We start from the raw sequence: 25,124 nt of genomic DNA, 5'->3' as shown, positions 1-25,124 counted from the left end.
GCCCCTTTTCTTTTGCTGGTCATTCTCAGAGCACAGCCTGCCTAGTGCAGGATCTGGCTGAGGAACAATCGTGTGCGTTCATGCTGCGGATTGTCGAAGAATTCTGCGGGCGAATTCTGCTCGACGATCTGTCCCTGGTCCATGAAGATGACGCGGTTGGCGACCTGGCGTGCAAAGCCCATTTCGTGGGTAACGCACATCATCGTCATGCCTTCTTCGGCAAGTCCGACCATCGTATCGAGCACTTCCTTGACCATTTCAGGGTCGAGGGCCGAGGTCGGTTCGTCGAACAGCATGATCTTCGGCTTCATGCACAGCGAGCGGGCAATCGCCACGCGCTGCTGCTGGCCGCCGGAAAGCTGGCCCGGATATTTGTGGGCCTGTTCCGGGATCTTGACACGCTTGAGGTAGTGCATCGCCACTTCCTCGGCTTCCTTCTTCGGCATCTTGCGAACCCAGATCGGGGCAAGCGTGCAGTTCTCAAGGATCGTCAGGTGCGGGAAGAGGTTGAAGTGCTGGAACACCATTCCGACTTCTCGCCGCACTTCGTCGATCTTTTTCAGATCGTTGGTGAGTTCGATATTGTCGACGACAATGCTGCCCGACTGATGTTCCTCGAGGCGGTTGATACAGCGGATCATCGTCGATTTTCCCGAGCCTGACGGCCCGGCGATGACGATGCGTTCGCCTTTCATCACCTTGAGGTTGATATCGCGCAGCACGTGAAAATCGCCATACCACTTGTTCATGCCGATGATCTCGACAGCGACATCCGTGGAGGAGACGGTGAGGTTTTTGGGTTGGGCGTCAGCCATTGTTTTTCCCCTTGTTATCGCTTGTGGCCGGTATCGAGATGCCGTTCCATGAAGGCGGAATAGCGTGACATGCCGAAGCAGAAGATCCAGTAGATAAGACCAGCGAACACGAGGCCGGTAAGCGGCGTCATGGGCGTGATCCAGGTCGTATCCGTAAAGTTGAGCCTGATGATGTTCAAGAGGTCGAACATGCCGATGATGGCAACGAGCGACGTATCCTTGAACAGGCCGATGAAGGTGTTGACGATGCCAGGGATCACGAGCTTGATCGCCTGTGGAAGGACGATCAGGCGGGTTTTCTGCCAGTAGCTGAGGCCGAGCGAATCGGCACCTTCGCCCTGACCTTTCGGAATAGCCTGCAGGCCGCCACGAATGACTTCTGCCATATAGGCGGAGGCAAACAGCGACACACCGATCACGGCGCGCAGGAAGTTATCGATGCTCCAGCCGGTGGGCAGGAACAGCGGCAGCATCACGTTTGCCATGAAGAGAACCATGACAAGCGGTACGCCGCGGATCACCTCGATGAAGACGACGCAGAGCGTCTTCAATACGCGCATGTTGGAACGCCGTCCGAGCGCCAAAAGGATGCCGACGGGGAAGGAGACCGCGATGCCGACGAAGGAGAGGATCAGCGTCACCATCATGCCGCCCCAGAGCGGGGTCTCGACCCGCTGCAGGCCAAGAACATTGCCATGCATGAGGAAGAACGAGACGACCGGGTAGACGAGAAACAGCAGAACGGCGTTCAGCGCCTTGTACGGCAGTTTCGGAATGAGGAGAGGCACGAGCAGCACGATCAGCATGAACCCGACCAGCATGACGCGCCAGCGCTCCTCGATCGGGTAGCGGCCGAACATGAACTGCTGGAACCGGTCACCGACAAACGCCCAGCATGCGCCTTTCCAGCCATCCGGCTGGGTGCCGCCCTGGACGACGGTGGCGCAGACCGAGCGATCGGCACCGACCCAACTCGCATTGATGAACAGCCAGTTGATGATGCCGGGCAGGGCGAAAGCCAGCAATGCGATGGCGACGATGGTCAGCACCACATCCTTTGGCGTTGCCAGGAGATTGGTCCGGATCCAGCCGCTTGCCGAACTGGCGCTGACCGGCGGCGGTTCCGGTGCAATCATGTCATTGCGAACGTAAGAGAGCTTGTGTGTAGACATGTCTTATCTCTCCACCAGAGCCATCTTGGCGTTGAACCAGTTCATGAACAGCGATGTCGCGATGCTGATGCTTAGATAGATGGTGAGCATGATCGTGATCATCTCGACAGCCTGACCGGTCTGGTTGAGTGAGGTGCTCCCGGTCGAAAACAGTTCGGGAAAACCGATTGCAACGCCGAGAGACGAGTTTTTGGTCAGGTTGAGATACTGGCTTGTCAGCGGTGGAATGATGATGCGGAAAGCCTGCGGTACGACAACCAGTCTGGTGATCTTGCCCGGCTGGACGCCGAGTGCAGCGGCAGCTTCCGTCTGTCCCTTGCCGACGCCCTTGATGCCGGCTCGGATGATTTCCGCGATAAACGCAGCCGTGTAGAGCGAAAGCGCCAGATATAGCGCCACAAATTCCGGACGGATATTGGCGCCGCCGGAAAGATTGAAACGACCTTCGACGGGATAGTCGAAGGTCAGCGGCGAACCCATGGCGATGAATCCGAGAAGCGGCAGACCGATGATGATGGCGGCGGAGATCCAGCCGTTGGGCAATTGCTGCCCGGTTGCCATCTGGCGCTTGACCGACCACGTGCGGAAGACGAACGCGACAACGATGCCGACGAGAATGGCAACCGGAAGGATCCACGCGCCTTCGCCCCAGATCGTTGCCGGAAAGGTCAGGCCACGGTTGCTGAGGAAGGTCGAGAGCGGGCCCTGGATAGCATCACGCGGCTGCGGCAGAATGGCGAGAACGCCGGAATACCAGAAGAAAATGACCAGCAGCGGCGGAATGTTTCTGAACACCTCGACATAGACGGTGCAGAGCTTGGCGATCAGCCAGTTTTTCGACAGGCGACCGATACCGATGATGAAGCCGACGATGGTTGCCGTGATGATGCCGGTGACAGCGACCATCATCGTGTTGAGGAAGCCGACCAGGATCGCCCTGCCATAGGTCGAGTCGCTCGTGTAGGCGATCAGGGATTGCCCGATATCGAAGCCTGAGCGACCAGCGAGGAAGCCAAATCCTGTGGCGGTGTTGCTGCGGGCAAGGTTGACACTGACATTGTGTGCGATCGACCAGACGAGCGCAACGAGAATGACCAGCGTCAGCACCTGGAAGAAGATGCTCCGCGCTTTTGGATCGTAAATGAGTGACGTGGACGCGCGCTTAGTCGCAGGCGCACGGATCGAGTTGTCCGTCATGCTTTGCCAATCCCCTGTGGCCCGTTGTGGGCCCTTATTGTTTTTGATTCTTATTGATCGTGGAGAATGTCTCGCAGGGCGGACGGAGCCACCCTGCGAGACGTCAGTCTATCAGTCGATTAACGGATCGGCGGTGCGAACTGCAGGCCACCCTTGCTCCACAGAGCATTCAGGCCACGTGCGATCTTCAGCGGGCTGCCGGAACCGATATTGCGCTCGAAGACGTCGCCGTAGTTACCGACGCCCTTGACGATGTTGTAGGCCCATTCGTTGGTCAGGCCGAGATCGGTACCGACCTTGGTGTCCTTCTCGGTGCCGAGGAAGCGGCGGATATCCGGGTTGGTCGAGTTCTTCATCTCGTCGATATTGGCCTGGGTGATGCCGAATTCTTCGGCCTGAACCAGGGCGTAGCCTGTCCACGAAACGATATCGAACCACTTGTCGTCGCCCTGGCGAACGGCTGGGCCAAGCGGCTCCTTGGAGATGATTTCCGGAAGAATGACGTGTTCGTCAGGGTTCGACAGCGCGAGACGCGTTGCATAAAGGCCCGACTGGTCCGTCGTGTAGACGTCGCAACGGCCGGCCTGGTAGGCGGCGTTTACTTCTTCGAGCTTTTCGAAGACGACCGGGTTGTACTGGAGGTTGTTGGACTTGAAGTAGTCGGCGAGGTTGAGTTCGGTTGTCGTGCCCGACTGAACGCAGACGGCAGCGCCGGACAGTTCAAGCGCCGACTTCACGTTCAGGCTCTTCGGAACCATGAAGCCCTGGCCGTCGTAGTAGTTGACGTAGCGGAAGTTGAAACCGAGCGCGGTATCGCGGCTGATGGTCCAGGTGGTGTTACGTGCGAGCACGTCGACTTCACCCGACTGCAGTGCCGTGAAGCGGCTCTGGGCCGTGGTCGGCGTGTACTTCACCTTCGTTGCATCACCGAAAACCGCAGCTGCGACGGCCTTGCAGAAATCGACGTCGAAGCCTTTCCAAGCGCCGGCCGAATCCGGCTGCGCGAAGCCGGCCAGACCGGTGTTGACGCCGCACTGAACGAAGCCCTTCGCCTTGACATCATCAAGCGTGGCCGCGGAAGCTGCCGAGGCAAAGCCAAGGACCGCTGCGCCAAACGCGGCAGACAAAAGCGTCTTTTTCATTTTCCCAACCTTATCTGTTGTTTTGTGTGATCTCTCGACACAGGCCGTTCCCCTGATTTTATGAATACGACCGGTCCCCCGCTGACCTCCCGGCGCGGGTGTTTATATCTCATTCGGAAACGAAGGCAGGGTCAAGGGCCACCCGTTCAAATTGCGTCCAAATTACGGTGTATTAGACTTTACCGCCTACGCGCTGGGCAAATGCTCAAGTCGTGTGCGAGTTGTGGCGGTTTTTATACCGAACGAGCATGCTAATATTGCACCGGTACTTGGAATTGGGCAGCGGGGTTGACCAGCCTGGAGGGCGGCGGCAAAACTGGCACCATTGTCAACGAAAGTGCATTCCGGACATGTCCCAGAAAGATAAACTGATCGAAGAAGCGGGTCAGAATACGCGCCTTGCGCATATCGGAAACGATCCACGCGCGTATCATGGCTTCGTCAACCCGCCTGTCGTCAAAGGTTCCACGGTCCTTTTCCCGAATGCCGAAGCGATGGAAAAGCGCAGCCAGCCATACACCTATGGAACCCGCGCGACCCCGACGACGGACGCCCTGTGCGCTGCGTTCGACCAACTCGAGGGTTCTGCGGGTACGATCCTCGTTCCATCGGGACTGGCTGCGATCTCAATCCCGTTCCTGGCTTACCTGTCATCTGGCGATCACGCGCTGATCGTCGACTCGGTCTACACGCCCTGCCGGACTTTCTGTGACACGATGCTCACGAGACTGGGGATCGACGTCGAGTACTATGATCCGGAGATCGGGGCAGACATCACCAAGCTGATGAGGCCGAACACCAAACTCGTTCATACGGAAGCGCCCGGCTCCAATACGTTCGAGATGCAGGACATCCGCGCAATCACGGACGCTGTGCACGCCTATTCCGCAGACGTCGTGGTGACGCTGGACAACACCTGGGCGACACCGCTTTATTTTCGTCCGCTCGACTTCGGCGCCGACGTTTCGATCCATGCGACCACGAAGTACCCGTCGGGGCATTCGGATATCGTCATGGGTTCGGTGTCGGCCAATGCGAAGCACTTTCCGGCACTTGAGGCGGCGCGGATTGCAATGGGCATCTGCGGTGCGCCGGAAGATTCCTACCTGATCCTGCGTGGCTTGAGAACGATGGGTCTGCGGCTGGACCAGCATCAAAAAAGCGCCCTTGAAATCGCCCAGTGGCTGGAAGGCCGCGACGGCGTTGCGCGCGTCCTGCACCCAGCATTGCCAAGCTTTCCTGGCCACGAGATCTGGAAGCGTGACTTCAAGGGATCGAGCGGGATCTTCTCCTTCGTGCTGCAGGCCGAGCCTGAGAGGGCAAAGGCCAAGGCGCACGCCTTCCTCGATGCCCTGAGCTTTTTCGGCCTCGGTTACTCCTGGGGAGGATACGAAAGCCTTGCTCTGGTCGTAAATCTTTCCGACCGCACCATCCGCAAGCAGCCCACCGAGGGTGCAGTCATCAGGCTTCAGATCGGTCTCGAAGACGTGCCTGATCTCAAGAAAGATCTTGAAGCGGGGTTTGCCGCGGCGGCCGCGGTCTGATCGCTCAACCTCGACGCTACTCGGCGTCGAAAGCGTAGAGCCAATCCAGATCCGCCGCGAGCGATTGCGGCGGACGCATTGAGAGAACAAAGTTGCGACCGAGCTTCAGCGGGCCGCGCGCATGGTAGGCAAAGCGGTTGAATTCCCCGCGTGCTCGCACCTTGGCGACGCGACCGGCCCGTTCGGTCTCGTAGGCTGATAGCGCCTGTGTGAGCGAGGGCAGGGCGGCCACGCGGTTTGCCAGGATGAACGCGTCTTCGATCGCCATCGCCGCGCCTTGGGCCGCAAAGGGCAGCATCGCATGGGCGGCGTCGCCGATCAGAACAAGATCGCGGCCATTGTGCCAACGGCCCGGTGTCACCTGATAGAGTGGCCAGAAGGTCGGCTTGTCGGATGCGGCCAGTGTTTCGGCTATGCTCGGATGCCACCCCTTGAAATGACGCAGCAGCAGGTCTTTCTGGGCGGCGCTCGCTTCCGTATTCCAGCAATTGCCGGTGTTGCCGCCGGACGCGATGGCGACGATGTTGAAACTATCCTTCTCCTTGAGCGGATAGGCCACAATGTGTGCCGAAGGTCCGAGAAATGCACTGACGGCATTCGGCTTCAGCCAGGAAGGTGCCGCGCTCTTGGAAACCATGAAGCGCCAGGCGACACTGTTGGAAAAAACGGCTTCCGGATTTTTGGGAATTGCGGAGCGAATGCCAGACCAGACGCCATCTGCGGCGACGATCAGGTCATGGTGGCATCCGGAGATCTCCGCCAGTTCGTCTCGAACGGCGCTCCCAATCTTCGAGCCCAGCCGAAGCGTGCAGAGCGGGTTGGCGTTCACGGCGTGGAGAAGCGCGTCTTGCAGCGTTGCCCGGTGAATCACGCCATAAGGTGCTCCCCATCGCTGCCGGGCGAACCGGCCGGATGGCACATAGGCCAGCCGATGAAGCGAACGACCCGACACGAGCTGCACTTCATCCGGCTCGGTCCATAACGGTTCCAGATCGCCGAGTACGCCAAGCTTGCTCAGCACGCGCGAAGCGTTCGGCGACAACTGGAGCCCAGCGCCGACTTCCTGAAGGGAAGGCGCCTGCTCGAAGATGTCGCAGGTGATGCCATGGCGCGCAAACGCGAGCGCAGCGGTGAGACCCGCCATGCCCGCACCCACGATCGCTACTGTCTCGACAGCCATTTCTGGCTGCCGATCAGGCGGCCTTGACGTTGAAGACGCAGCCCGGAGGGTCGGTCTGTTCGGCCTTCAGGGTAGGGTTGTATTTGTACAGAGTGGAACAGTAGGAGCAGACTTTTTCGACTTCGTCGCCCATGTCGATAAAGATGTGCGGATGATCGTAAGGAACGGATGCACCAGTGCACATGAATTCCTTCACGCCGATCTGGATCGACGGGAAACCGCCGTCGTTCTGGAAATGGGGAATGCTGTGGCCGGCCATGGTCGTCTCCAATGCGTACAATAGGGCACGTCTGATTTGGCGCGGACATTACCGCCGCCGCATTCAAAAGTGTAGTGCAAAAACCGCGATGCGAGGTGTCTTTCAGGGTTCAATCGCAAGCACCGATATCTTATGGTCCGCCGCCAAAACAGGATATCCCAGATGAACCTCAATGCCCCGGCCTTTTCCACCTTCAGCCATGACGGCCTGAGCCTCTCCTATCTGGATGAGGGGGATCCGGCAGGCGATCCTGTCCTGCTCATCCACGGTTTCGCTTCCAGCGCGACCGTGAACTGGGTGCATCCGGGATGGGTAAAGACGCTCGGCGATGCCGGTTACAGGGTGATCGCCATGGATAACCGCGGCCATGGCGGCAGTGACAAGCCGACCGATCCGGACGCCTATCGCCCTTGGGTGATGGCAGCGGATTCGGTTGCTCTGCTCGATCACCTGCGCATCCCGGCAGCGCATCTGTTCGGCTATTCGATGGGCGCGCGCATCTCGGTGTTTGCAGCACTCAACGATCCGGACAGGGTCCGGTCGCTGGTGCTCGGCGGTCTCGGTATCGGCATGACGGACGGGGTCGGGGACTGGGATCCGATCGCGGATGCGCTCTTGGCGCCCTCGCTTGAGAGCGTCAGCCATGATCGCGGCCGTATGTTCCGCGCCTTTGCCGACCAGACGAAAAGCGACAAGCAGGCACTCGCCGCCTGTATCCGCGGTTCGCGCGATCTGGTCGAACGCAGCGATATGGGCAAGATCGACGTTCCCACGCTGATCGGCGTCGGGACGAAGGACGATATCGCGGGTTCACCGCAGGATCTGGCCGATCTGATGCCGAATTCGACAGCGCTCGATATTCCCGGTCGTGACCACATGCTTGCGGTCGGTGACAGGGTTTTCAAGAAAGCGGTACTGGAGTTTTACTCGGCGCAGGCCTGAGCCCGGCTCAGCCACGGATTGGCAAGACTTCAGGTTCCCTTGAATTAACGATCAACGAAATGCGATTTCGCCGGCGTTGGTGTTGTCGTAAATCTAATCTATATATCGTGGCTTACGCCAAAGAGGAGACGGCCATGGCCGCGAGAACCGAAGTTCGCCAGACCGAGGACATTCGCCAGACCCATAGTGTCGCTAGCGTCGACCCCATATGGGACACGCTGCGGCAGGAAGCACGCGTCGCAATCGACCAGGACCCGTTGCTGGCCGCCTTCCTCTATTCAACCGTCCTGAACCACCGTTCGCTGGAAGAATGCGTCGTTCATCGGATCTGCGAACGGCTCGATCATCCCGATCTGCAGGCCGTCCTGCTGCGGCAGACATTCATGGAAATGCTGGACGAATGGCCGGATTGGGGTGCTATTCTGCGCGTCGATATCCAGGCCGTCTATGACCGCGACCCTGCCTGCCTGCGTTTCGTCGAGCCAGTCCTCTACTTCAAGGGATTTCACGCCATCCAGACGCATCGCTTGGCGCACTGGCTGTTTTACCGCGGCCGTCGCGACTTCGCGCTCTATCTGCAAAGCCGCGCCTCAAGTGTCTTCCAGACAGACATCAATCCGGCGGCTCAGATCGGTAAGGGGATCTTCCTCGACCACGCGACCGGGCTTGTCGTCGGCGAAACCGCGATCATCGGGGACAATGTCTCCATCCTGCATGGGGTCACTCTCGGTGGCACCGGTAAGGAGGGCGCAGATCGTCACCCAAAGATCGGCAACGGCGTGCTGATCGGCGCAGGCGCAAAGATCCTCGGCAATATCGAGGTTGGTGCCTGCTCGCGTGTGGCGGCGGGCTCCGTCGTCCTCAAAGCTGTTCCGGAGAAATCCACCGTCGCCGGTGTTCCGGCAAAGGTCGTCGGGACCGCGGGTTGCTCCGAGCCGGCACGCCTGATGGACCAGCTTCTGCGCGCCGAGGACTAGTCCGCGCCCGGACCTACTTGTTCCAGGAAAACTCGGGGCAGGGTCGTGCGGTGTCGAGAACGGCGGCTTTACTTTCGCCTTTCTCCCGTGCCAAAAGCGCATCGATTTGATCGCAAAATCTGACGGAGAAGATCGTGAACCCCGACGAAATTAAGAAGATCGACGACTATTTCAAGCGCCTTCTGAACCCCCAGATCGTCGTCAAGGCGCGTCCCCGCAAGAACGATTCTGCCGAAGTCTATCTTGGTGATGAATTTCTCGGCGTCGTCTATCTGGATGACGAAGATGGAGAGCGTTCCTACAATTTCTCCATGGCGATCCTCGACGTCGATCTTTGATCGCAGGATCCGACTGGTTTTCAAGAAAAGTTGTCGAGAGGCCCTCCGTGGGCCTCTTTTGTTTTGGACGTAAGCCTCGAGCATGCAAGCTTCATTAGCATCTACTCTTCGACGGAATTGTGAGCGACAGGCGATCGCCGTTCGCGCGTCGGATCCGTACGCATGAAGCTGCAGCGTCTGAGGCTATGGCCATGATGCCGCCCGCCTTTTGGGTCAGTATGGCGGCAGAATTTGAGTTGCCGAATGTGGTACTTTTGGCTCGTCGCGAGCCCCTCTCGGCGGAATAGTGATTGCACAGCGGGAAAGGGGGCTTAAAATCCTTTCCCAAAGAACTACCTTTAGCAAGACTGAAGTCCTGTCGACCGGTTGTTCGCTATACCGCCGCTGGATGACTAGGGAATGAAAGACGATGATCGCACTGCCGATCTTGATGGAAAATGAAAAGAACGGCGACGGAGACAACGCGGGCCGCGGAACCTCCGTCATCACGCGAACGAAACCGAAAACCAAACGGCCTAACCTGTACCGCGTTCTCCTTCTGAATGACGACTACACGCCAATGGAGTTCGTCATCCATATTCTGGAGCGTTTTTTCCAGAAGGACCGCGATGCGGCAACGATTATCATGCTCCACGTCCATAACCATGGCGTCGGAGAATGCGGAATTTTCACCTATGAAGTAGCGGAAACCAAGGTGTCCCAGGTCATGGACTTCGCCCGGCAACACCAGCATCCGCTGCAATGTGTCATGGAAAAGAAGTGAGGAACCCGACGTGCCAACATTTTCGCCTAGTCTTGAAAAGGCTCTGCACCAGGCACTGACCTTCGCGAACGAGCGGCATCACGAATATGCCACACTCGAACATCTGCTTCTGGCGTTGATCGACGACGCCGATGCGGCGGCGGTCATGGGAGCATGCAGCGTCAACCTGGATACGCTCCGCAAAACCGTGTCTGAATATGTCGACAATGAACTCGCAAACCTGGTGACAGGCTATGACGAGGACTCCAAACCGACATCCGGCTTTCAACGCGTCATCCAGCGCGCTGTGATCCACGTCCAATCCTCCGGTCGTGAAGAAGTGACCGGAGCAAACGTGCTCGTCGCAATCTTCGCAGAACGTGAGAGCCACGCAGCCTTCTTCCTGCAGGAGCAGGAAATGACCCGCTACGACGCGGTCAACTATATCTCTCACGGCATCGGCAAGCGTCCGGGTTCCTCCCAGGCCCGGACCCCGCGTGGTGCTGATGAGCCCGATTCAGACGCCAAGCCTGTTTCGCGCAACGAGGAGGAAGGTCCCGGCAAGAAGCAGCAGGATGCCCTCAAGGCATACTGTGTCAATCTGAACGAAAAGGCCAAGAATGGCCGTATCGATCCATTGATCGGTCGTCATTCCGAGGTCAACCGCACGATCCAGGTCCTGTGCCGCCGCTCTAAGAACAACCCGCTTTATGTGGGCGATCCGGGCGTTGGCAAAACTGCGATCGCCGAGGGACTGGCAAAGCGCATCGTCGAGGGTAAGGTGCCCGAAGCGCTGGCCGATGCCACGATCTTCTCGCTCGATATGGGCACCCTGCTTGCAGGTACCCGCTATCGCGGCGACTTCGAGGAACGTCTGAAGCAGGTAGTCAAGGAACTGGAAGATTTTCCAGGTGCTGTCCTGTTCATCGACGAAATCCACACCGTCATCGGTGCGGGAGCAACGTCGGGCGGTGCCATGGATGCGTCCAACCTGCTGAAGCCGGCTCTGTCCTCTGGCCAGATCCGCTGCATCGGTTCGACGACCTACAAGGAGTACCGCCAGTTCTTCGAAAAGGACCGGGCTCTGGTTCGACGCTTCCAGAAAATCGACGTCAATGAGCCGTCGATCGATGATGCGATCGAAATCATGAAAGGCTTGAAGCCGTATTTCGAAGAGTATCACAAGCTGCGCTACACCAACGACGCGATCAAGTCGGCGGTGGAACTGTCAGCACGGTATATCTCCGACCGCAAGCTGCCGGACAAGGCGATCGACGTGATCGACGAGACCGGTGCAGCCCAGATGCTGCTGCCCGCTTCCAAGCGTCGCAAGCTGATCACGGAAAAGGAAATCGAGGCGACAATCGCCACGATGGCCCGCATCCCGGCGAAAACGGTTTCCAAGGATGACGAGATGGTTCTCGCCAACCTCGAGAAGGAACTGCGTTCCGTCGTGTACGGCCAGGACGTGGCGATCGACGCACTGTCGACCGCGATCAAGCTGGCACGTGCAGGTCTGCGCGAGCCGAACAAGCCGATCGGCTCCTATGTCTTCTCCGGTCCAACCGGCGTCGGCAAGACCGAAGTCGCGAAGCAGCTTGCCGCCTCGCTCGGCGTCGAGATGCTGCGTTTCGACATGTCGGAATATATGGAACGCCACACGGTCTCGCGACTGCTTGGCGCACCTCCCGGCTATGTCGGCTTCGACCAGGGCGGTCTTCTGACCGATGGCGTTGATCAGCACCCGCACAGCGTGGTTCTGCTCGACGAAATCGAGAAGGCGCATCCGGATATCTACAACATCCTGTTGCAGGTGATGGACCATGGATCGCTGACCGATCACAACGGCAAGAAAATCGACTTCCGCAACGTCATCTTGATCATGACGACGAATGCGGGTGCATCCGAGATGGCCAAGTCTGCGATTGGCTTTGGATCATCAAGACGCACCGGCGAAGACGAGGAGGCGATCAATCGCCTGTTCACACCGGAATTCCGCAACCGTCTCGATGCGATCATTCCGTTCGCACCGCTGCCGACTACGGTTATTCATCAGGTCGTCCAGAAGTTCGTGATGCAGCTGGAAAGCCAGCTGTCGGAGCGTAACGTGACGTTCGATCTGCATGAGGACGCGATCGCATGGCTGGCGGAAAAGGGTTATGACGAGAAGATGGGCGCAAGGCCTCTGTCTCGCGTGATCCAGGAATACATCAAGAAGCCGCTCGCCAACGAGATCCTTTTTGGCAAGCTTCGCAAGGGTGGTATCGTCCGTGTCACGGCTGGCAAAAAGGAAGATGGCACCGACGGTCTTATTCTGGAGTCCATTTCGGAAACGGCCCGGGTAAAGCCAAAGCCTGAAGCGGAAGTGGAAGAGGCTGCCGACGAGATCAAGGCGAAGACGACAAAGTCAAAGCCTTCGAAGAAGTCTGCGCCGAAGGCCAAGGACAAGGACGGCGGTTCCGCGAAGGCAAATGTCGTCGACGATGGCGACGTGATCGCCGAGGAAGCCCCGGCAAAGTCCGCGCCCCGCAAGGGTAGCACCGTGCCACGCGTCCCAAAGAGCAAGTAGCGCTCTTTTCCATCCGAGAAATCGATGCCGGGCTTGTCCCGGCATCGTCGTTTTTGTAGGTCCCGTAACGTCAATCATTTACGGGCATGCCAATGACCACCGAAAGCTCCGAGCGCAGCGGCCTTGCGTGGTTTCTCAAGGGCATGCGCGGCATCTTCTCCTTGCCGGCTCTGATCCTGATGACGTCCTATGTCGGTTTCAGCGCCTTTGCGGTCGAAGCCGGCCTGACACGAGGTCAGGCTGTCGCGATGACGCTCGGTATCTGGGCCCTGCCGGCCCAGATGATTCTGGTGGGTTCGATGTTGGGCGGCGCCAACATCGCCGCGTCCTTCCTCGCCGTGACGCTGTCGTCGATCCGGATGATGCCGATGGTGGCGTCGATCATGCCGGAGATGCGCACGAAGAAGACACCGCTGCCGGTTCTCCTGTTTCTCTCGCATTTCATCGCCATCACGTCCTGGGTCTTTGCGAGCCTCAATCTCCGGCATGTGCCGAGAGAGCGCCGGGTTGCCTTCTTTGCAGGTTTTGGCATCACGCTGACCTGCACCAATGCGCTGATCGTCGGCGTCAGCTTTGGTGTCGTGTCTCAGTTTCCGCCTGTTGTGGCGGGTGCCTTGTTCATGCTGACCCCGGTCTATTTCATATCCTCGATCTGGGCGAGTGCAGCGCAGCCGGTCGTCCGGATCGCCTTCGTGATCGGCATCGTCTTAGGACCGGCGCTGGCGCTGGTAGCGCCGCAGTTCGACGTGCTTCTGGCTGGGATCGGCGGCGGCACGGTGGCCTATCTGATCGACCGCTATCGCCGCAAGCGCGGATCTGATCGTGGGGCCGCATGATGTTCGACGGGTACTGGACCTATATCGTCATCGCTGTCGCGGGATTTCTCGCAACCGATATCTGGCGCTGGCTCGGCGTGATCGCAGGCCACCGGCTGAAGGAGGATTCCGAAACGCTCTACTGGGTGAGGGCGGTTGCCACGGCATTGGTCATGGCGGTGACGGCAAAGCTGATCGTATTCCCGACGGGAACGCTGGCGCTCTCGCCACTCTGGCTGCGGCTTGCAGCGGCTGGTATCGGCTTTGCCGTGTTTCTCCTGACCGGCAAGCGGGTCGCGATCGGCGTGCTGACACCGATCGCCATTCTCGTCGCAGGACTGCTCCTGCTTCAACCCTGATCAGAAGCCAAGTTCGCCGATGATCTTCTCGGCATTGGCAGCGAGGACTTCCTTGTCCTCCATCTTGCCCGTATGCGGCTTCAACGGCTGGTTCTCGTAGCGCGGGATGACATGAAAGTGAAGGTGAAAGACGGTCTGTCCGGCCGGCGCTTCGTTAAACTGCGTGATGGTAATTCCATCAGCATCAAACGCATCCTTGACGGCGCGCGCGAGCTTCTGAATCACCGGAATGACCTTCGAAAGCACCGCCGCATCCGCATCGAGCAAATTGCGTGAGGGCGCTTTCGGAACCACCAGAACGTGACCCGGCGTCTGCGGCATCACATCCATGAAGGCGAGCGTGTCGTCGTCGTCGTAGACGCGGTGGCAGGGAATTTCGCCTTTGAGGATCTTGGCGAAGATGTTGTTCGGATCGTAGTCGTGACCGGTCATCGGTGGCGTCTCCCTGATGGTGCTGCTCAGTCTTGTTCTTGCCGTTCACCCTTGCGGAAAGGGCTATGCTCGGAGAGGTACTCGTTCATGTATTCCACATCCTCCCGCTCTCGCTTCAGGTAGTCAGCAATCGCGCTGCGAAGGCCGGGATGGGCGATGTAATGCATCGAATGGGTGGTGACGGGCAGGTAACCGCGCGCAAGCTTGTGCTCGCCCTGTGCACCCGCCTCGACCCGCTTCAGCCCATGCGCAAGCGCATAGTCGATCGCCTGATGGTAGCACACCTCGAAATGCAGGAAGGGATGGTCTTCGATACAGCCCCAGTGGCGCCCGTAAAGCGCGTCGCCGCCAATGAAGTTGATCGCACCCGCGACGTATCGCCCTTCGCGCTTCGCCATGACCAGAAGAATGTCGTCTGCCATGCGTTCGCCGATCAGCGAATAGAAGGCACGGGTAAGATACGGCCGGCCCCATTTGCGCCCGCCCGTATCCATGTAGAACGTGTAGAACTGGTCCCAGATGTCCTCGGTCAGGTCCTTGCCTGTCAGCCAGTCGATCGTGATGCCGTTCTCGAGCGCGGCTCGCCGTTCCTTCTTCAACGCCTTGCGCTTGCGAGACGCGAGCGTTTCCAGAAACGCATCGTGATCGGCATAACCGTCGTTGATGAAGTGGAACTGCTTGTCGGTTCGGTGCAGATATTCAGCCTCTTCGAAAGCGATGACTTCATCATCCGGCACGAAGGTGACATGCGCGGACGATATGCCGAGCTGCCGTGTCACTTCCTGGAGACCTTCCGCGAGCGTGGTCTGCACCATCTCGCGATCAAAGCCCGAGGCAACGAGAAGGCGCGGACCGGTTGCGGGTGTAAATGGGACCGCACACTGCAGTTTGGGGTAGTAACGGCCGCCGGCGCGCTCGAAGGCGTCGGCCCAGCCATGGTCGAACACGTATTCGCCCTGGCTGTGGCTCTTGAGATAGCCGGGCACGGCGCCGATCAGTTTACCCTTGTCATCTTCCAGCAGGAGATGCTGGCCGTGCCAGCCTGTTTTTGCCGTTGCCGAACCGGATTCCTCCAGTGCGGACAGGAAGGCATGTGACAGGAACGGATTGTAGGGAACGGAAGACGTCCCTAAGGGATCGGCCTCCTTAGAGGCGCCGGAAAGCCGCGACCAGCTTTGTGGGCTGATCGCGGCAATGGATTTTTCGATGCGGATTGTCAGGTTGCCGGTCATTGGATCCAATTATGCGGCAGGGTTCTCCCGTGGGTCGAACCCTTCGAAGGTCATCTGCTTTGCATATTTATAGGTATGTTCGACGGCCTTTGCATCCCTCACCGTCCAGGTAATGATCGGAATTCCGGCATCAGCCTGCGCAGTGACGAATGAGTTGGGCAGATGCGCCCAGTGATAGGAGATGAAATCGAGGCCGAGCTGCATCGCTTCGTCGTGATTGAAGAACTCCTCCGGCTTTGAGCCTTCCGCGGTGAGGCCAAGCGGGTAGGGCGCCTCGGCCTGCTTCAGTGCACGCAGGATGTGGTAGTCGAAGCTCATCAGGGCAACCTTGCCCTCATACCCTTCCAATACGTCGAGAACGTCGTCAACGAAGCCGTCGTCCTCATCCGCTTGGCGACCCTTGATCTCGATGACAAGAGGAACGCGACCGGCGACGAGCGTGAGCATCTGCTTGAGCGTCGGTATCTTGTCCGCGGTGCCACCAATCGAAAGCATTCCGAGTTCGGCCGCGGTCCGTTCGCGAACGTCGCCCTTGATGCCGCAAAGGCGCTCCAGCTTGTTGTCGTGGAACACGACCGGGACGCTGTCTGCGGACAGCTGTATGTCGCATTCGATCGCGAAACCCGCATCAATGGCCCGGGAAAACGCTGACAGCGTATTTTCCCAGACCGTCTTGTTCATGTCGTGATAGCCGCGATGCGCCACCGGTACGTCCTTGATCCAGTCTGCAGATGTCATGCGGAGATCTCGATGATAGCCTCGATCTCGACCGCGGCGTTGAGTGGAAGTGCTGCCATGCCGACGGCAGCGCGGGCGTGCTTGCCGGCTTCCCCGAGCACGTTCGCAATCAGGTTCGAAGCGCCATTGGTGACGATGTGCTGTTCCGTGAAGCCCGGTGCAGACGCAACGAAGCTCGACAGCTTGACGACGCGCTTGATCCTGGTGAGATCTCCGCCAAGAGCAGCCTTCGCCTGCGACAGAATGTTGATGGCGCAGAGTTCTGCGGCGCGCTGCGCTGCCGGGACGTCGACATCGGCACCGACCAGGCCACTGACCGCAATCTTGCCGTTTTCGGTCGGCAACTGACCGGAGATATAGAGCATGTTGCCGCTGATCACGTAGGACACATAGTTGGCGGCAGGCGCTGCTGCCTCAGGCAGAACGATGTCCAGTTCCTGCAGGCGCGTCTCGATCGGGTTCGACATTTCGGTCTCCGGTTTTATTGTAAATTGCCCAAAAATCCTGCATCAAGGTCATAACCTCGGCTGATGGCGTTCTTACAACATCATGCATTGAGTCCAATAGGAGAATGTGAATGCTGCGCACGAGCCTTGGGATGTTCCTTGCCGGCGTGATGAGCGTGCCAGCGGCCTCCGCTGCCCCGATGAGCGCCGATACGGCGGCCCGCCTGCTCATTCCGCATCGCGCCGTCTACGACCTGAAGCTCAAGGATGCGTCCGAGCGGTCCGGAATCGAAGGGATGGTCGGACGAATGGTCTACGAGTTTACCGGCTCGGCCTGCACGGGGTTCACGACCAACTTCCGTCTCGTCACAAAGATAGATACCGGCGAGCAAACCCGCGTCAGCGACCAGCAGACCAACACGTTCGAGGATGTATCGGCGCAGCAGTTTCACTTCGAGACCAAGTCGTTTACCGACGAACAGTTGGACAAGGAGGTCGCCGGTGACGCGACAACCGGCGAAACCGGCGTCAAAGTGGACCTGACCGGTCCCGAGGGGCGCGAAGTCGACCTTCCAGCCAGCGCGTTCCCTACCAATCACATGCTTGAAGTGATCAAGAATGCGAAGGATGGCAACCGGTTTTTCGAGGCACGCGTGTTCGACGGTTCCGAGGATGGCGACAAGTCGCTTCTGACCACGACAGTCATCGGAAAGCAGCAGGACCCGCAGAAGGAAGATCTTGATGCAGCCAAAGCCGGCGAGTTCTCCAAGGCCGCGTATTGGCCTGTGACCATTGCCTATTTCAACGAGGCAGCCGCGGGCGATCCGACGCCCGTCTACAACATGTCGTTCAAGCTCTATGAGAACGGCATCACGCGCGACCTGACCATGGACTACGGCGACTTCGTGCTTAGCGGAAGCCTGAGCAAGCTTGAGCTTTTGCAAAAGAGCGACTGCCAGGCAGATCAACGACCCGTTACCAGGTGACGACGGGATGAATTTGCTGCCGTCCTTCTCTATATAAGCGGTAGTTGAGTATGCACGTCCACCGAGGCGTGGAGAGGAGCGGTGTCTATGAGTTCGATTGGTACCATTCTTTCTGTCGCGATCCTGACAGGAGCCGCCGCGCTGACACTCGCGCCGGCGACGGTCTCGGCGCAGGAGTGCCGTACCGATCCCTATCCCGGGATCAACTGGTCGAGTTGCGCCAAGCGCAATCTGATGCTGAGCGGATCCGATTTCTCCAAGGGTAGTCTTGCGGAGGCGGACTTAAGCTTTACCGATCTGCGCGATTCGAATTTTGCCGGTACCAATCTCACCAAGGCGAAGCTTATCCGCACCTGGATGGCAGGCAGCAACGCCGAGGGGGCGAATTTTTCAAAGGTCGAAGCATATCGGTCCGACTTCCAGAAAGTACGCGCCAACGACGCGAATTTCACGAGCGCGGAGTTGGAGAGGTCCAATTTCTCGAAAGCGGAGTTGAACAACGCACGCTTCGAGAAAGCCGAACTCGGCAGGTCGAACTTCGACGGGGCCATCCTGACAGGCGCAAGTTTCGCCTTCGCAAACCTCGCACGCGCCGACCTGACGAAGGCCGAATTCAAAGGTCCGCTCAATTTCCAGAGCGCCTTCTTCTTTCTGACGCGCATCGAAGGAGTGGACCTGTCGTCTTCGATCGGGCTCGATCAGCACCAGATGAACGTGGCCTGCGGCGACCGGCGCACGAAACTGCCGGCCGGCCTGACACTGCCGGAAAGCTGGCCCTGCGGCGACCGCGAAATGGACTAGGGCTTCGGCCAGTCCCGCTCTTCCCAAAGACGGGCAGCGTCGAAAAACGCTTGCCTTTGTGGCCGATGCCTAGTATGGGCACCGGCATTCCACACGCAAGGCATGGGATGGTCCGGGAGAAATCCGGTCCGTTCCGCCCGGTGGCAGCCTCGACGAGGTTGCTGTTCGTCTTGCGGAGGTTCAACCGGAAAAGGATAACTAGGCATGGCATTGCCCGATTTCTCTATGCGCCAGCTTCTCGAAGCAGGCACCCACTTCGGCCACCAGACACACCGCTGGAACCCGAAGATGAAGCCGTACATCTTCGGCGATCGTAACAACATCCACATCATCGATCTGGCTCAGACCGTTCCGATGCTGTCGCGCGCCCTTCAGGTCGTGTCCGACACCGTTGCTCGTGGCGGCCGCGTTCTGTTCGTTGGCACCAAGCGTCAGGCTTCCGAGCTTATCGCTGACTCCGCCAAGCGTTCGGCCCAGTACTACGTCAACTCCCGCTGGCTCGGCGGCATGATGACCAACTGGAAGACCATTTCGAACTCGATCGCCCGTCTGCGCAAGCTCGACGAGATCCTGAACTCGGAAGCTTCCGGCTACTCCAAGAAGGAGCGTCTGAACCTCGAGCGCGAACGCGAAAAGCTGGACAAGGCTCTTGGCGGTATCCGTGACATGGGCGGCGTTCCGGACCTGATGTTCATCATCGACACCAACAAGGAAAAGATCGCAATCGATGAAGCAAAGCGCCTGGGCATCCCGGTCGTCGCCATCATCGACTCGAACTGCGATCCGGACCTGATCGACTTCCCGATCCCCGGCAACGACGACGCTTCGCGCGCCATCGCTCTCTACTGCGACCTGATGGCACGCGCTGCCATCGACGGCATTGCCCGTCAGCAGGGCGCTTCGGGCCGTGACCTCGGCGCGATGATGGAGGCTCCTGAAGAGCCTGCTCTCGAAGCTGAAGGCGCAGCCGAAACGGAAGCTCAGGCTTAATTGTCTGAGTCTGGAGCGTTCTGAGACGCTCCGTCTTTTCGAATTCGACCAAGGCCAGAGATATCAATCCCTGGCCTTGGTCGTTTAAGACGATACGTCGCCGTCTACCGTCAGGTGGACGTGGAGACGGTCGCAACCGTGATGGCTTCATCACGATGTCATATTTCCGGGTACATTCGTCCCAATCTTTGGTATCGCCGACGGTTTTCCGGCGACACGCAACTTGAACCGACAAGAGGCACGAAAATGGCTGAAATCACCGCTGCACTGGTGAAGGAACTGCGCGAAAAGTCCGGCGCGGGCATGATGGATTGCAAGCGCGCGCTTGCCGAAAACAACGGCGACATCGAAGCTGCGATCGACTGGCTGCGCGCCAAGGGTATCGCCAAGGCTGACAAGAAGTCCGGCCGTACCGCAGCCGAAGGCCTGATCGGCGTCGCCTCCAACGGCACGTCCGCTGTCGTTGTCGAAGTGAACTCCGAAACCGACTTCGTAGCGCGCAACGATGCGTTCCAGACCATGGTTCGCGGCATTGCCGATGTTGCCCTGACCACCGACGGTACCGTCGACGGCGTTAGCGCAGCAATCTATCCGGCTACCGGCAAGACGGTCTCCGACACGATCAAGGATACGATTGCCACGATCGGCGAGAACATGAACCTGCGCCGCTCCGCGCTTCTGTCCGTCGAGGACGGCGTTGTTGCGACTTACATCCACAACGCAGCGGCTGACCGTCTCGGCAAGCTCGGCGTTCTCGTTGCCCTGAAGTCGACCGGCAACAAGGAAGCGCTGAACGCCATTGGCCGCCAGGTTGCCATGCACATCGCAGCCACCAACCCGCTCGCCATCCGTTCGGAAGAAGTCGATGCCGCTGTCGCCGAGCGCGAGCGCAACGTCTTCATCGAACAGGCCCGCGAATCCGGCAAGCCGGAAGCCATCATCGAAAAGATGGTCGACGGCCGCATGCGCAAGTTCTTCGAGGAAGTTGCTCTTCTGTCGCAGGCTTTCGTCATCAACCCTGACCTCACCGTCGGTGACGCCGTCAAGGCTGCCGAAAAGGAAGTCGGCGCGCCGATCGAAGTCACCGGCATGGCACGTCTTCTCCTCGGTGAAGGCGTCGAAAAGGAAGAAAGCGATTTCGCAGCAGAAGTTGCAGCAGTCGCGAAGGGCTGATTGCTGCCTTCACGCGCATCGCAAGGCGCTGTAGTCGTTGAAAACCTGAAGGGCACCGGTGACAAGCCGGTGCCCTTCGTGTATCCGCATCCCGTTTGATCACTCCGTCCGTTTCGCTTTCAAGGAGCCACCATGTCGCAACCGATCTACAAGCGTGTTCTGCTCAAGGCCTCCGGTGAAGCACTGATGGGAAGTCAGGGCTTCGGTATCGACGTCGAAGTTGCAGACCGGATCGCATCGGATATTGCGGATGCCTGCGCCATGGGCGTCGAAGTCGGTGTCGTCGTCGGCGGCGGCAACATTTTTCGTGGCGTGGCCGTAGCCTCCAAGGGTGGCGACCGGGTGACCGGCGACCACATGGGCATGCTCGGCACCGTCATCAACGCACTGGCGCTCGCAACCTCGCTGCGCAAGCTCGACATCGAGACGGTCGTCCTGTCGGCTGTCGCCATGCCGGAGATCTGCGAAAGCTTCTCGCAGCGTCGCACGCTGCATCATATGGCGCAGGGCCGTGTGGTGATCTTTGCCGGCGGTACCGGCAACCCGTTCTTCACCACCGATTCTGCTGCGGCGCTGCGTGCTGCCGAGATCGGCGCAGAAGCGATATTCAAGGGCACGCAGGTCGACGGCATCTATTCCGCAGACCCGAAGAAGGACCCGACCGCGACCCGTTTCGAAACGCTCACCCACAGTGAAGTGCTCGACAAGGGTCTTGCCGTCATGGACGTCGCAGCCGTTGCGCTGGCGCGTGAAAATTCCATTCCGATCGTCGTCTTCTCGATCCACGAGAAGGGCGGTTTCGCACAAATCTTGACCGGCGGCGGTCGCAAGACCATCGTATCCGACAACTGACACGCGGTTCGTTGCCAAGAACCGACCGCCAAGAACAATAGGGAGTTCCTGCTGATGAGTGGAGTAGATCTCAACGACATCAAGCGCCGTATGGACGGCGCGATCACGGCCTTCAAGAGCGACATCTCATCGCTGCGCACGGGCCGTGCTTCCGCAAACATCCTCGACCCTGTCACGGTCGAAGCCTATGGTTCGCGCGTGCCGCTCAACCAGGTTGCAAACGTGACGGTTCCCGAGCCGCGCATGCTGGGCGTCTCGATCTGGGACAAGTCAATGGTGGGTGCCGTCGATCGTGCAATCCGCGAATCGAATCTCGGCCTCAACCCGATCGTCGATGGCCAGAACCTGCGTATTCCTCTGCCGGAGCTCAACGAAGAGCGCCGCAAGTCGCTGGTGAAGCTTGCCCACGAATACGGCGAAAAAGCCAAGGTTGCGGCTCGCCATGTCCGTCGTGACGGCATGGACGGGCTCAAGAAGGCTGAGAAGGACGGTTCCATCGGCCAGGACGAAAGTCGCGCCCAGTCGGAAAAAGTGCAGAAGATGACGGATGACACGATTTCCGAAGTCGACCGCTTGCTTGCCGACAAGGAAAAGGAAATCATGCAGGTATAACCTGCTCCGCGACGCCGCAACGTTGCGGCTGCGAAAGGAACGGCATCGATTATGGCGACCCCCGAACTTGCGATCATCCCTCGGCATGTCGCCATCATCATGGATGGCAACGGACGGTGGGCCAACAAGCGTGGGCTTCCCCGTACCGTTGGCCACAGCAAAGGGATGGAAGCCGTTCGCGAAACGGTGAAGGCGGCAGGCGAGGCGGGTGTGGAGTATCTCACCCTGTTCGCCTTTTCGTCGGAGAACTGGAGCCGTCCGGAAGCCGAGGTGAACGACCTGATGGGGCTTCTACGCCGCTTCATCCGTCGCGACCTCGCCGAACTGCATCATTCCAATGTTCGCATCCGCATCATTGGCGACCGCGTCAAGCTGCGCGGCGATCTTCTTCCTCTGCTTCTGGAGGCCGAGGAGACGACGCGCAACAACACCGCGCTGACACTTGTGATCGCGTTCAATTATGGCTCGCGTGACGAGATCGTCCGTGCGACGGTGAGCCTTGCAAAGGACGTGCGCGCAGGCCTTCTCGATCCAGAGGCGATCGATGCGGCGATGATTTGCGGGCGTCTGGACACCGCCGATATTCCAGACCCGGACCTGATCATCCGCACCAGCGGCGAGGAGAGGCTTTCGAACTTCCTGCTTTGGCAGGCAGCCTATTCCGAGTTCCTGTTCATTCCCGAATACTGGCCGGATTTCGACAAGCAGCTCTTCTTCCAGGCCCTCAAGGTCTATGCGTCTCGTGACCGCCGGTTCGGCGCCGTCTCGGCCACTCCCACCGCGGTCGTCGGCTGATGTCGGGAGAATTGAAGAAGCGTCTTCTGTCGGCAATCGTGCTTGCCATCGTGGTCCTGGCCGCGACCTGGGCAGGTGGTCTCCCATTCCGGGCCGTCGCAGCCGTGATCGGCGTACTCGTCTATTACGAATGGTCCACGATCACTCGATTGAAGGACGTGGATTTCCAGGGCAACGCCTTCGGTTGGCTGATCGTCGTCCTTGTCGCGTTGAATGTTCTCGGCGGTGACGACCAGATGTCGATGCCGCTCCTTGGCGGCGGCGTGATAACAGCCATGCTGTTTGTCGTTCTGCGAAAGCGTAGCTGGTGGCTGCCATCAGGCATCCTCTACGCAGGCTTGAGTACGATCGCCATTGCCGCGATCCGGGGTGAGAACCAGATCGGCCTGATGGCGATGCTGTTTCTGTTCGCCGTCGTCTGGTCCACTGACATTCTCGCCTATTTCATCGGCCGCAAACTGAAGGGACCGAAACTCGCGCCACGAATCTCGCCCGGCAAGACATGGTCCGGCGCGATCGGCGGTACTGTTTCCGCCGTCATCGCCGGATCTGCGCTGAGTGGCGTGGTGTTTTCGGACTTCTCGCTGTGGACGGCGTTCATGGCGCTCATCCTGTCTGTCGCGAGCCAGATCGGCGATCTCTTCGAATCCTTCATCAAGCGCCGATTCGGCGTGAAGGATTCCAGCCATCTCATCCCCGGCCACGGTGGTGTGATGGATCGCGTCGACGGTCTCGTTTTTGCCTGTTTCGCGGCGTTTCTTCTCACACTTGCGCACGCCGCCTGGACAAGCCATGTTGACGCAAGCGTCGCGGCCTATCTTTTCGGCCTCTGATAAATGTCGGTCCTTGCGACCGCTGGAAACCGGAAACTGAAATGGCCATCCTGACCTTCGTTACGGGTTACATCATCCCCTTCATCCTCGTCCTGTCGCTGCTCGTCTTCGTGCACGAAATGGGCCACTACCTTGTCGGCCGCTGGTGCGGCATCCGCTCGACTGCGTTTTCCGTCGGCTTCGGACCGGAACTGATCGGGTTTACGGACAAACGCGGCACGCGCTGGAAGATCTCTGCGATTCCGCTTGGTGGGTATGTAAAGTTCTTCGGCGACGACGATGTCGCCAGTATGCCCGATGCCAAAAGCGTCTCGCATATGACCGAGGCGGACAAGGCGCACACGCTGGCCGGGGCCAAGCTGTGGAAACGCGCGGCGACCGTGGCTGCCGGACCCATTGCCAATTTCATTCTGGCGATCGCAATCTTCGCCGTCCTGTTCAGCGTTTACGGAAAGGTCATCGCCGATCCCGTCGTCGCCGAAGTGAGGCCTGACAGCGCCGCGGCAGAAGCTGGTGTGCAGACGGGGGACCGTCTGGTCGCGCTCGATGGCAGTCGCATCAAGACGTTCGACGACGTCCGCCGCTATGTCAGCGTGCGTCCGGAAACCCCGATCACCGTCACCGTTGAACGCAACGGGCAGGACATCGACCTGCCTATGGTGCCAAAGCGCAGTGAGATCACCGACCAGTTCGGCAACAAGGTCGAGCTTGGCCTGATCGGCATCGTCACCAACGAACAGCTGGGCAATTTCAGGACCGAAACCTTCTCGCCCCTCGAGGCAGTGGCGGAAGGGGTCAAGGAAACCGGAAATATCGTCACCGGCACATTCCGCTACATCGGCAACCTCGTGACGGGTCGCATGAAGGCTGATCAGCTGGGCGGTCCTGTCAGGGTCGCGCAGGCATCTGGCCAGATGGCGAGCCTCGGCTTTGCCGCCGTTGTTCAGCTGGCAGCCGTACTGTCAGTTTCCATTGGATTGTTGAACCTGATGCCGGTTCCTGTTCTGGACGGAGGGCATCTGGTATTTTATGCAATCGAGGCCATCAGAGGCAAGCCGCTGGGGTCTGGTGCTCAGGAGATCGCATTCCGGATCGGACTGGCCATGGTGCTCAGCCTGATGGTGTTTGCGACATTCAACGACATCAGTAATCTCATCGGTTAACCCCGTGAGATCGTTGAAAT

Annotated in this window: 27 protein-coding genes; 17 read left to right on the top strand and 10 right to left on the bottom strand. The window is 59.1% G+C overall.

Going from position 1 to position 25,124, the window contains the following annotated elements; translation table 11 throughout:
* Window positions 1-41 precede the first annotated feature (41 nt).
* From ACQY1L_RS07700 to ACQY1L_RS07685, 4 genes are all read right to left on the bottom strand, one after another.
* Entirely contained in the window at window positions 42-815 is a 774-nt protein-coding gene (locus tag ACQY1L_RS07700; RefSeq protein WP_430243649.1) for an amino acid ABC transporter ATP-binding protein, read from the bottom strand.
* Between the two features lie 14 nt (window positions 816-829).
* Window positions 830-1,987 carry an amino acid ABC transporter permease gene (locus tag ACQY1L_RS07695; protein WP_062580393.1) on the bottom strand — a complete coding sequence of 386 codons (1,158 nt, stop codon included), beginning with the start codon at window positions 1,985-1,987 and terminating at the stop codon, window positions 830-832.
* A gap of 3 nt (window positions 1,988-1,990) precedes the next feature.
* The gene (locus ACQY1L_RS07690) at window positions 1,991-3,184 is read right to left on the bottom strand and encodes an amino acid ABC transporter permease (RefSeq protein WP_062457374.1); all 1,194 of its coding nucleotides are present in this window, start codon (window positions 3,182-3,184) and stop codon (window positions 1,991-1,993) included.
* 119 nt (window positions 3,185-3,303) lie between these two features.
* Window positions 3,304-4,326 (bottom strand): amino acid ABC transporter substrate-binding protein, encoded by a 1,023-nt coding sequence (locus tag ACQY1L_RS07685; RefSeq protein WP_062457371.1) that lies wholly within the window; start codon window positions 4,324-4,326, stop codon window positions 3,304-3,306.
* A 350-nt stretch (window positions 4,327-4,676) separates the two neighbouring features.
* Between ACQY1L_RS07685 and ACQY1L_RS07680 the strand changes: the two genes are divergently transcribed.
* Window positions 4,677-5,870, top strand: coding sequence for a cystathionine beta-lyase (locus ACQY1L_RS07680; protein ID WP_430243646.1), 1,194 nt, complete (start codon window positions 4,677-4,679; stop codon window positions 5,868-5,870).
* A gap of 16 nt (window positions 5,871-5,886) precedes the next feature.
* Here the strand turns inward: ACQY1L_RS07680 and ACQY1L_RS07675 are convergent, their stop codons facing one another.
* Window positions 5,887-7,050 (bottom strand): FAD-dependent monooxygenase, encoded by a 1,164-nt coding sequence (locus tag ACQY1L_RS07675; RefSeq protein ID WP_430243644.1) that lies wholly within the window; start codon window positions 7,048-7,050, stop codon window positions 5,887-5,889.
* A 13-nt stretch (window positions 7,051-7,063) separates the two neighbouring features.
* Complete coding sequence (locus ACQY1L_RS07670; RefSeq protein ID WP_062580399.1) at window positions 7,064-7,309, bottom strand: zinc-finger domain-containing protein; 246 nt, start codon at window positions 7,307-7,309, stop codon at window positions 7,064-7,066.
* A gap of 162 nt (window positions 7,310-7,471) precedes the next feature.
* Here ACQY1L_RS07670 and ACQY1L_RS07665 point away from each other — a divergent pair, with 162 nt between their 5' ends.
* The 7 genes from ACQY1L_RS07665 to ACQY1L_RS07635 all read left to right on the top strand — a co-directional run bounded on the left by ACQY1L_RS07665 (window position 7,472) and on the right by ACQY1L_RS07635 (window position 14,051).
* Entirely contained in the window at window positions 7,472-8,251 is a 780-nt protein-coding gene (locus ACQY1L_RS07665; RefSeq protein ID WP_430243642.1) for an alpha/beta fold hydrolase, read from the top strand.
* 134 nt (window positions 8,252-8,385) lie between these two features.
* Complete coding sequence (gene cysE, locus ACQY1L_RS07660) at window positions 8,386-9,228, top strand: serine O-acetyltransferase (RefSeq protein ID WP_430243640.1); 843 nt, start codon at window positions 8,386-8,388, stop codon at window positions 9,226-9,228.
* A 134-nt stretch (window positions 9,229-9,362) separates the two neighbouring features.
* Complete coding sequence (locus tag ACQY1L_RS07655) at window positions 9,363-9,566, top strand: DUF3126 family protein (protein WP_062457352.1); 204 nt, start codon at window positions 9,363-9,365, stop codon at window positions 9,564-9,566.
* A gap of 409 nt (window positions 9,567-9,975) precedes the next feature.
* Window positions 9,976-10,329, top strand: coding sequence for an ATP-dependent Clp protease adapter ClpS (gene clpS, locus ACQY1L_RS07650; protein ID WP_062457349.1), 354 nt, complete (start codon window positions 9,976-9,978; stop codon window positions 10,327-10,329).
* A 10-nt stretch (window positions 10,330-10,339) separates the two neighbouring features.
* Window positions 10,340-12,877, top strand: coding sequence for an ATP-dependent Clp protease ATP-binding subunit ClpA (gene clpA / locus ACQY1L_RS07645; RefSeq protein WP_113110938.1), 2,538 nt, complete (start codon window positions 10,340-10,342; stop codon window positions 12,875-12,877).
* A 92-nt stretch (window positions 12,878-12,969) separates the two neighbouring features.
* Window positions 12,970-13,713 carry an AzlC family ABC transporter permease gene (locus tag ACQY1L_RS07640; protein ID WP_062580406.1) on the top strand — a complete coding sequence of 248 codons (744 nt, stop codon included), beginning with the start codon at window positions 12,970-12,972 and terminating at the stop codon, window positions 13,711-13,713.
* Window positions 13,710-14,051: an AzlD domain-containing protein gene (locus ACQY1L_RS07635; protein WP_062457341.1), complete on the top strand. Its 342-nt coding sequence runs from the start codon at window positions 13,710-13,712 to the stop codon at window positions 14,049-14,051. The genes ACQY1L_RS07640 and ACQY1L_RS07635 overlap by 4 nt, the downstream gene beginning before the upstream one ends.
* Here ACQY1L_RS07635 and ACQY1L_RS07630 read toward each other — a convergent pair whose 3' ends face one another.
* Genes ACQY1L_RS07630 through ACQY1L_RS07615 form a run of 4 tightly spaced genes read right to left on the bottom strand, consistent with a single transcriptional unit; the run spans window position 14,052 to window position 16,920 of the window.
* Complete coding sequence (locus tag ACQY1L_RS07630; RefSeq protein ID WP_430243637.1) at window positions 14,052-14,483, bottom strand: HIT family protein; 432 nt, start codon at window positions 14,481-14,483, stop codon at window positions 14,052-14,054.
* Between the two features lie 26 nt (window positions 14,484-14,509).
* Entirely contained in the window at window positions 14,510-15,715 is a 1,206-nt protein-coding gene (locus ACQY1L_RS07625) for a GNAT family N-acetyltransferase (protein WP_430243636.1), read from the bottom strand.
* Between the two features lie 9 nt (window positions 15,716-15,724).
* Window positions 15,725-16,453 (bottom strand): glycerophosphodiester phosphodiesterase, encoded by a 729-nt coding sequence (locus tag ACQY1L_RS07620; RefSeq protein WP_113110937.1) that lies wholly within the window; start codon window positions 16,451-16,453, stop codon window positions 15,725-15,727.
* Window positions 16,450-16,920, bottom strand: a complete 471-nt coding sequence (locus ACQY1L_RS07615; RefSeq protein ID WP_062457326.1) for a RidA family protein — start codon at window positions 16,918-16,920, stop codon at window positions 16,450-16,452. Before ACQY1L_RS07615 ends, ACQY1L_RS07620 begins: the two co-directional genes overlap by 4 nt.
* A 110-nt stretch (window positions 16,921-17,030) precedes the next feature.
* Between ACQY1L_RS07615 and ACQY1L_RS07610 the strand changes: the two genes are divergently transcribed.
* From ACQY1L_RS07610 to rseP, 9 genes are all read left to right on the top strand, one after another.
* A complete protein-coding gene (locus tag ACQY1L_RS07610; protein WP_062580412.1) occupies window positions 17,031-17,885 on the top strand; it encodes a cell envelope integrity EipB family protein in 855 nt (284 codons plus the stop codon).
* A gap of 87 nt (window positions 17,886-17,972) precedes the next feature.
* Window positions 17,973-18,686 carry a pentapeptide repeat-containing protein gene (locus ACQY1L_RS07605; protein WP_430243633.1) on the top strand — a complete coding sequence of 238 codons (714 nt, stop codon included), beginning with the start codon at window positions 17,973-17,975 and terminating at the stop codon, window positions 18,684-18,686.
* Window positions 18,687-18,890: 204 nt separating this feature from the next.
* Window positions 18,891-19,676 (top strand): 30S ribosomal protein S2, encoded by a 786-nt coding sequence (rpsB, locus tag ACQY1L_RS07600; RefSeq protein WP_062457320.1) that lies wholly within the window; start codon window positions 18,891-18,893, stop codon window positions 19,674-19,676.
* A 246-nt stretch (window positions 19,677-19,922) separates the two neighbouring features.
* Window positions 19,923-20,849 carry a translation elongation factor Ts gene (gene tsf / locus ACQY1L_RS07595; protein WP_062580415.1) on the top strand — a complete coding sequence of 309 codons (927 nt, stop codon included), beginning with the start codon at window positions 19,923-19,925 and terminating at the stop codon, window positions 20,847-20,849.
* Between the two features lie 132 nt (window positions 20,850-20,981).
* Window positions 20,982-21,701: a UMP kinase gene (pyrH, locus tag ACQY1L_RS07590; protein WP_062580417.1), complete on the top strand. Its 720-nt coding sequence runs from the start codon at window positions 20,982-20,984 to the stop codon at window positions 21,699-21,701.
* A 54-nt stretch (window positions 21,702-21,755) separates the two neighbouring features.
* Entirely contained in the window at window positions 21,756-22,313 is a 558-nt protein-coding gene (frr, locus tag ACQY1L_RS07585) for a ribosome recycling factor (RefSeq protein ID WP_062457309.1), read from the top strand.
* A 51-nt stretch (window positions 22,314-22,364) separates the two neighbouring features.
* Window positions 22,365-23,108 (top strand): isoprenyl transferase, encoded by a 744-nt coding sequence (locus ACQY1L_RS07580; RefSeq protein WP_062457306.1) that lies wholly within the window; start codon window positions 22,365-22,367, stop codon window positions 23,106-23,108.
* On the top strand, window positions 23,108-23,941 hold the full coding sequence (locus ACQY1L_RS07575) for a phosphatidate cytidylyltransferase (RefSeq protein WP_062457303.1): 834 nt from the start codon (window positions 23,108-23,110) through the stop codon (window positions 23,939-23,941). The genes ACQY1L_RS07580 and ACQY1L_RS07575 overlap by 1 nt, the downstream gene beginning before the upstream one ends.
* 41 nt (window positions 23,942-23,982) lie before the next feature.
* On the top strand, window positions 23,983-25,104 hold the full coding sequence (gene rseP, locus ACQY1L_RS07570) for an RIP metalloprotease RseP (protein ID WP_062457300.1): 1,122 nt from the start codon (window positions 23,983-23,985) through the stop codon (window positions 25,102-25,104).
* The last annotated feature ends 20 nt before the right edge of the window (window positions 25,105-25,124 follow it).

The sequence above is a fragment of the Neorhizobium sp. DAR64862/K0K3 genome, from assembly GCF_050500185.1.
Lineage (GTDB): Bacteria > Pseudomonadota > Alphaproteobacteria > Rhizobiales > Rhizobiaceae > Neorhizobium > Neorhizobium soli.
Note: the sequence above shows the minus strand (reverse complement) of the source record. Positions and strands in the feature narration are given on the sequence as shown.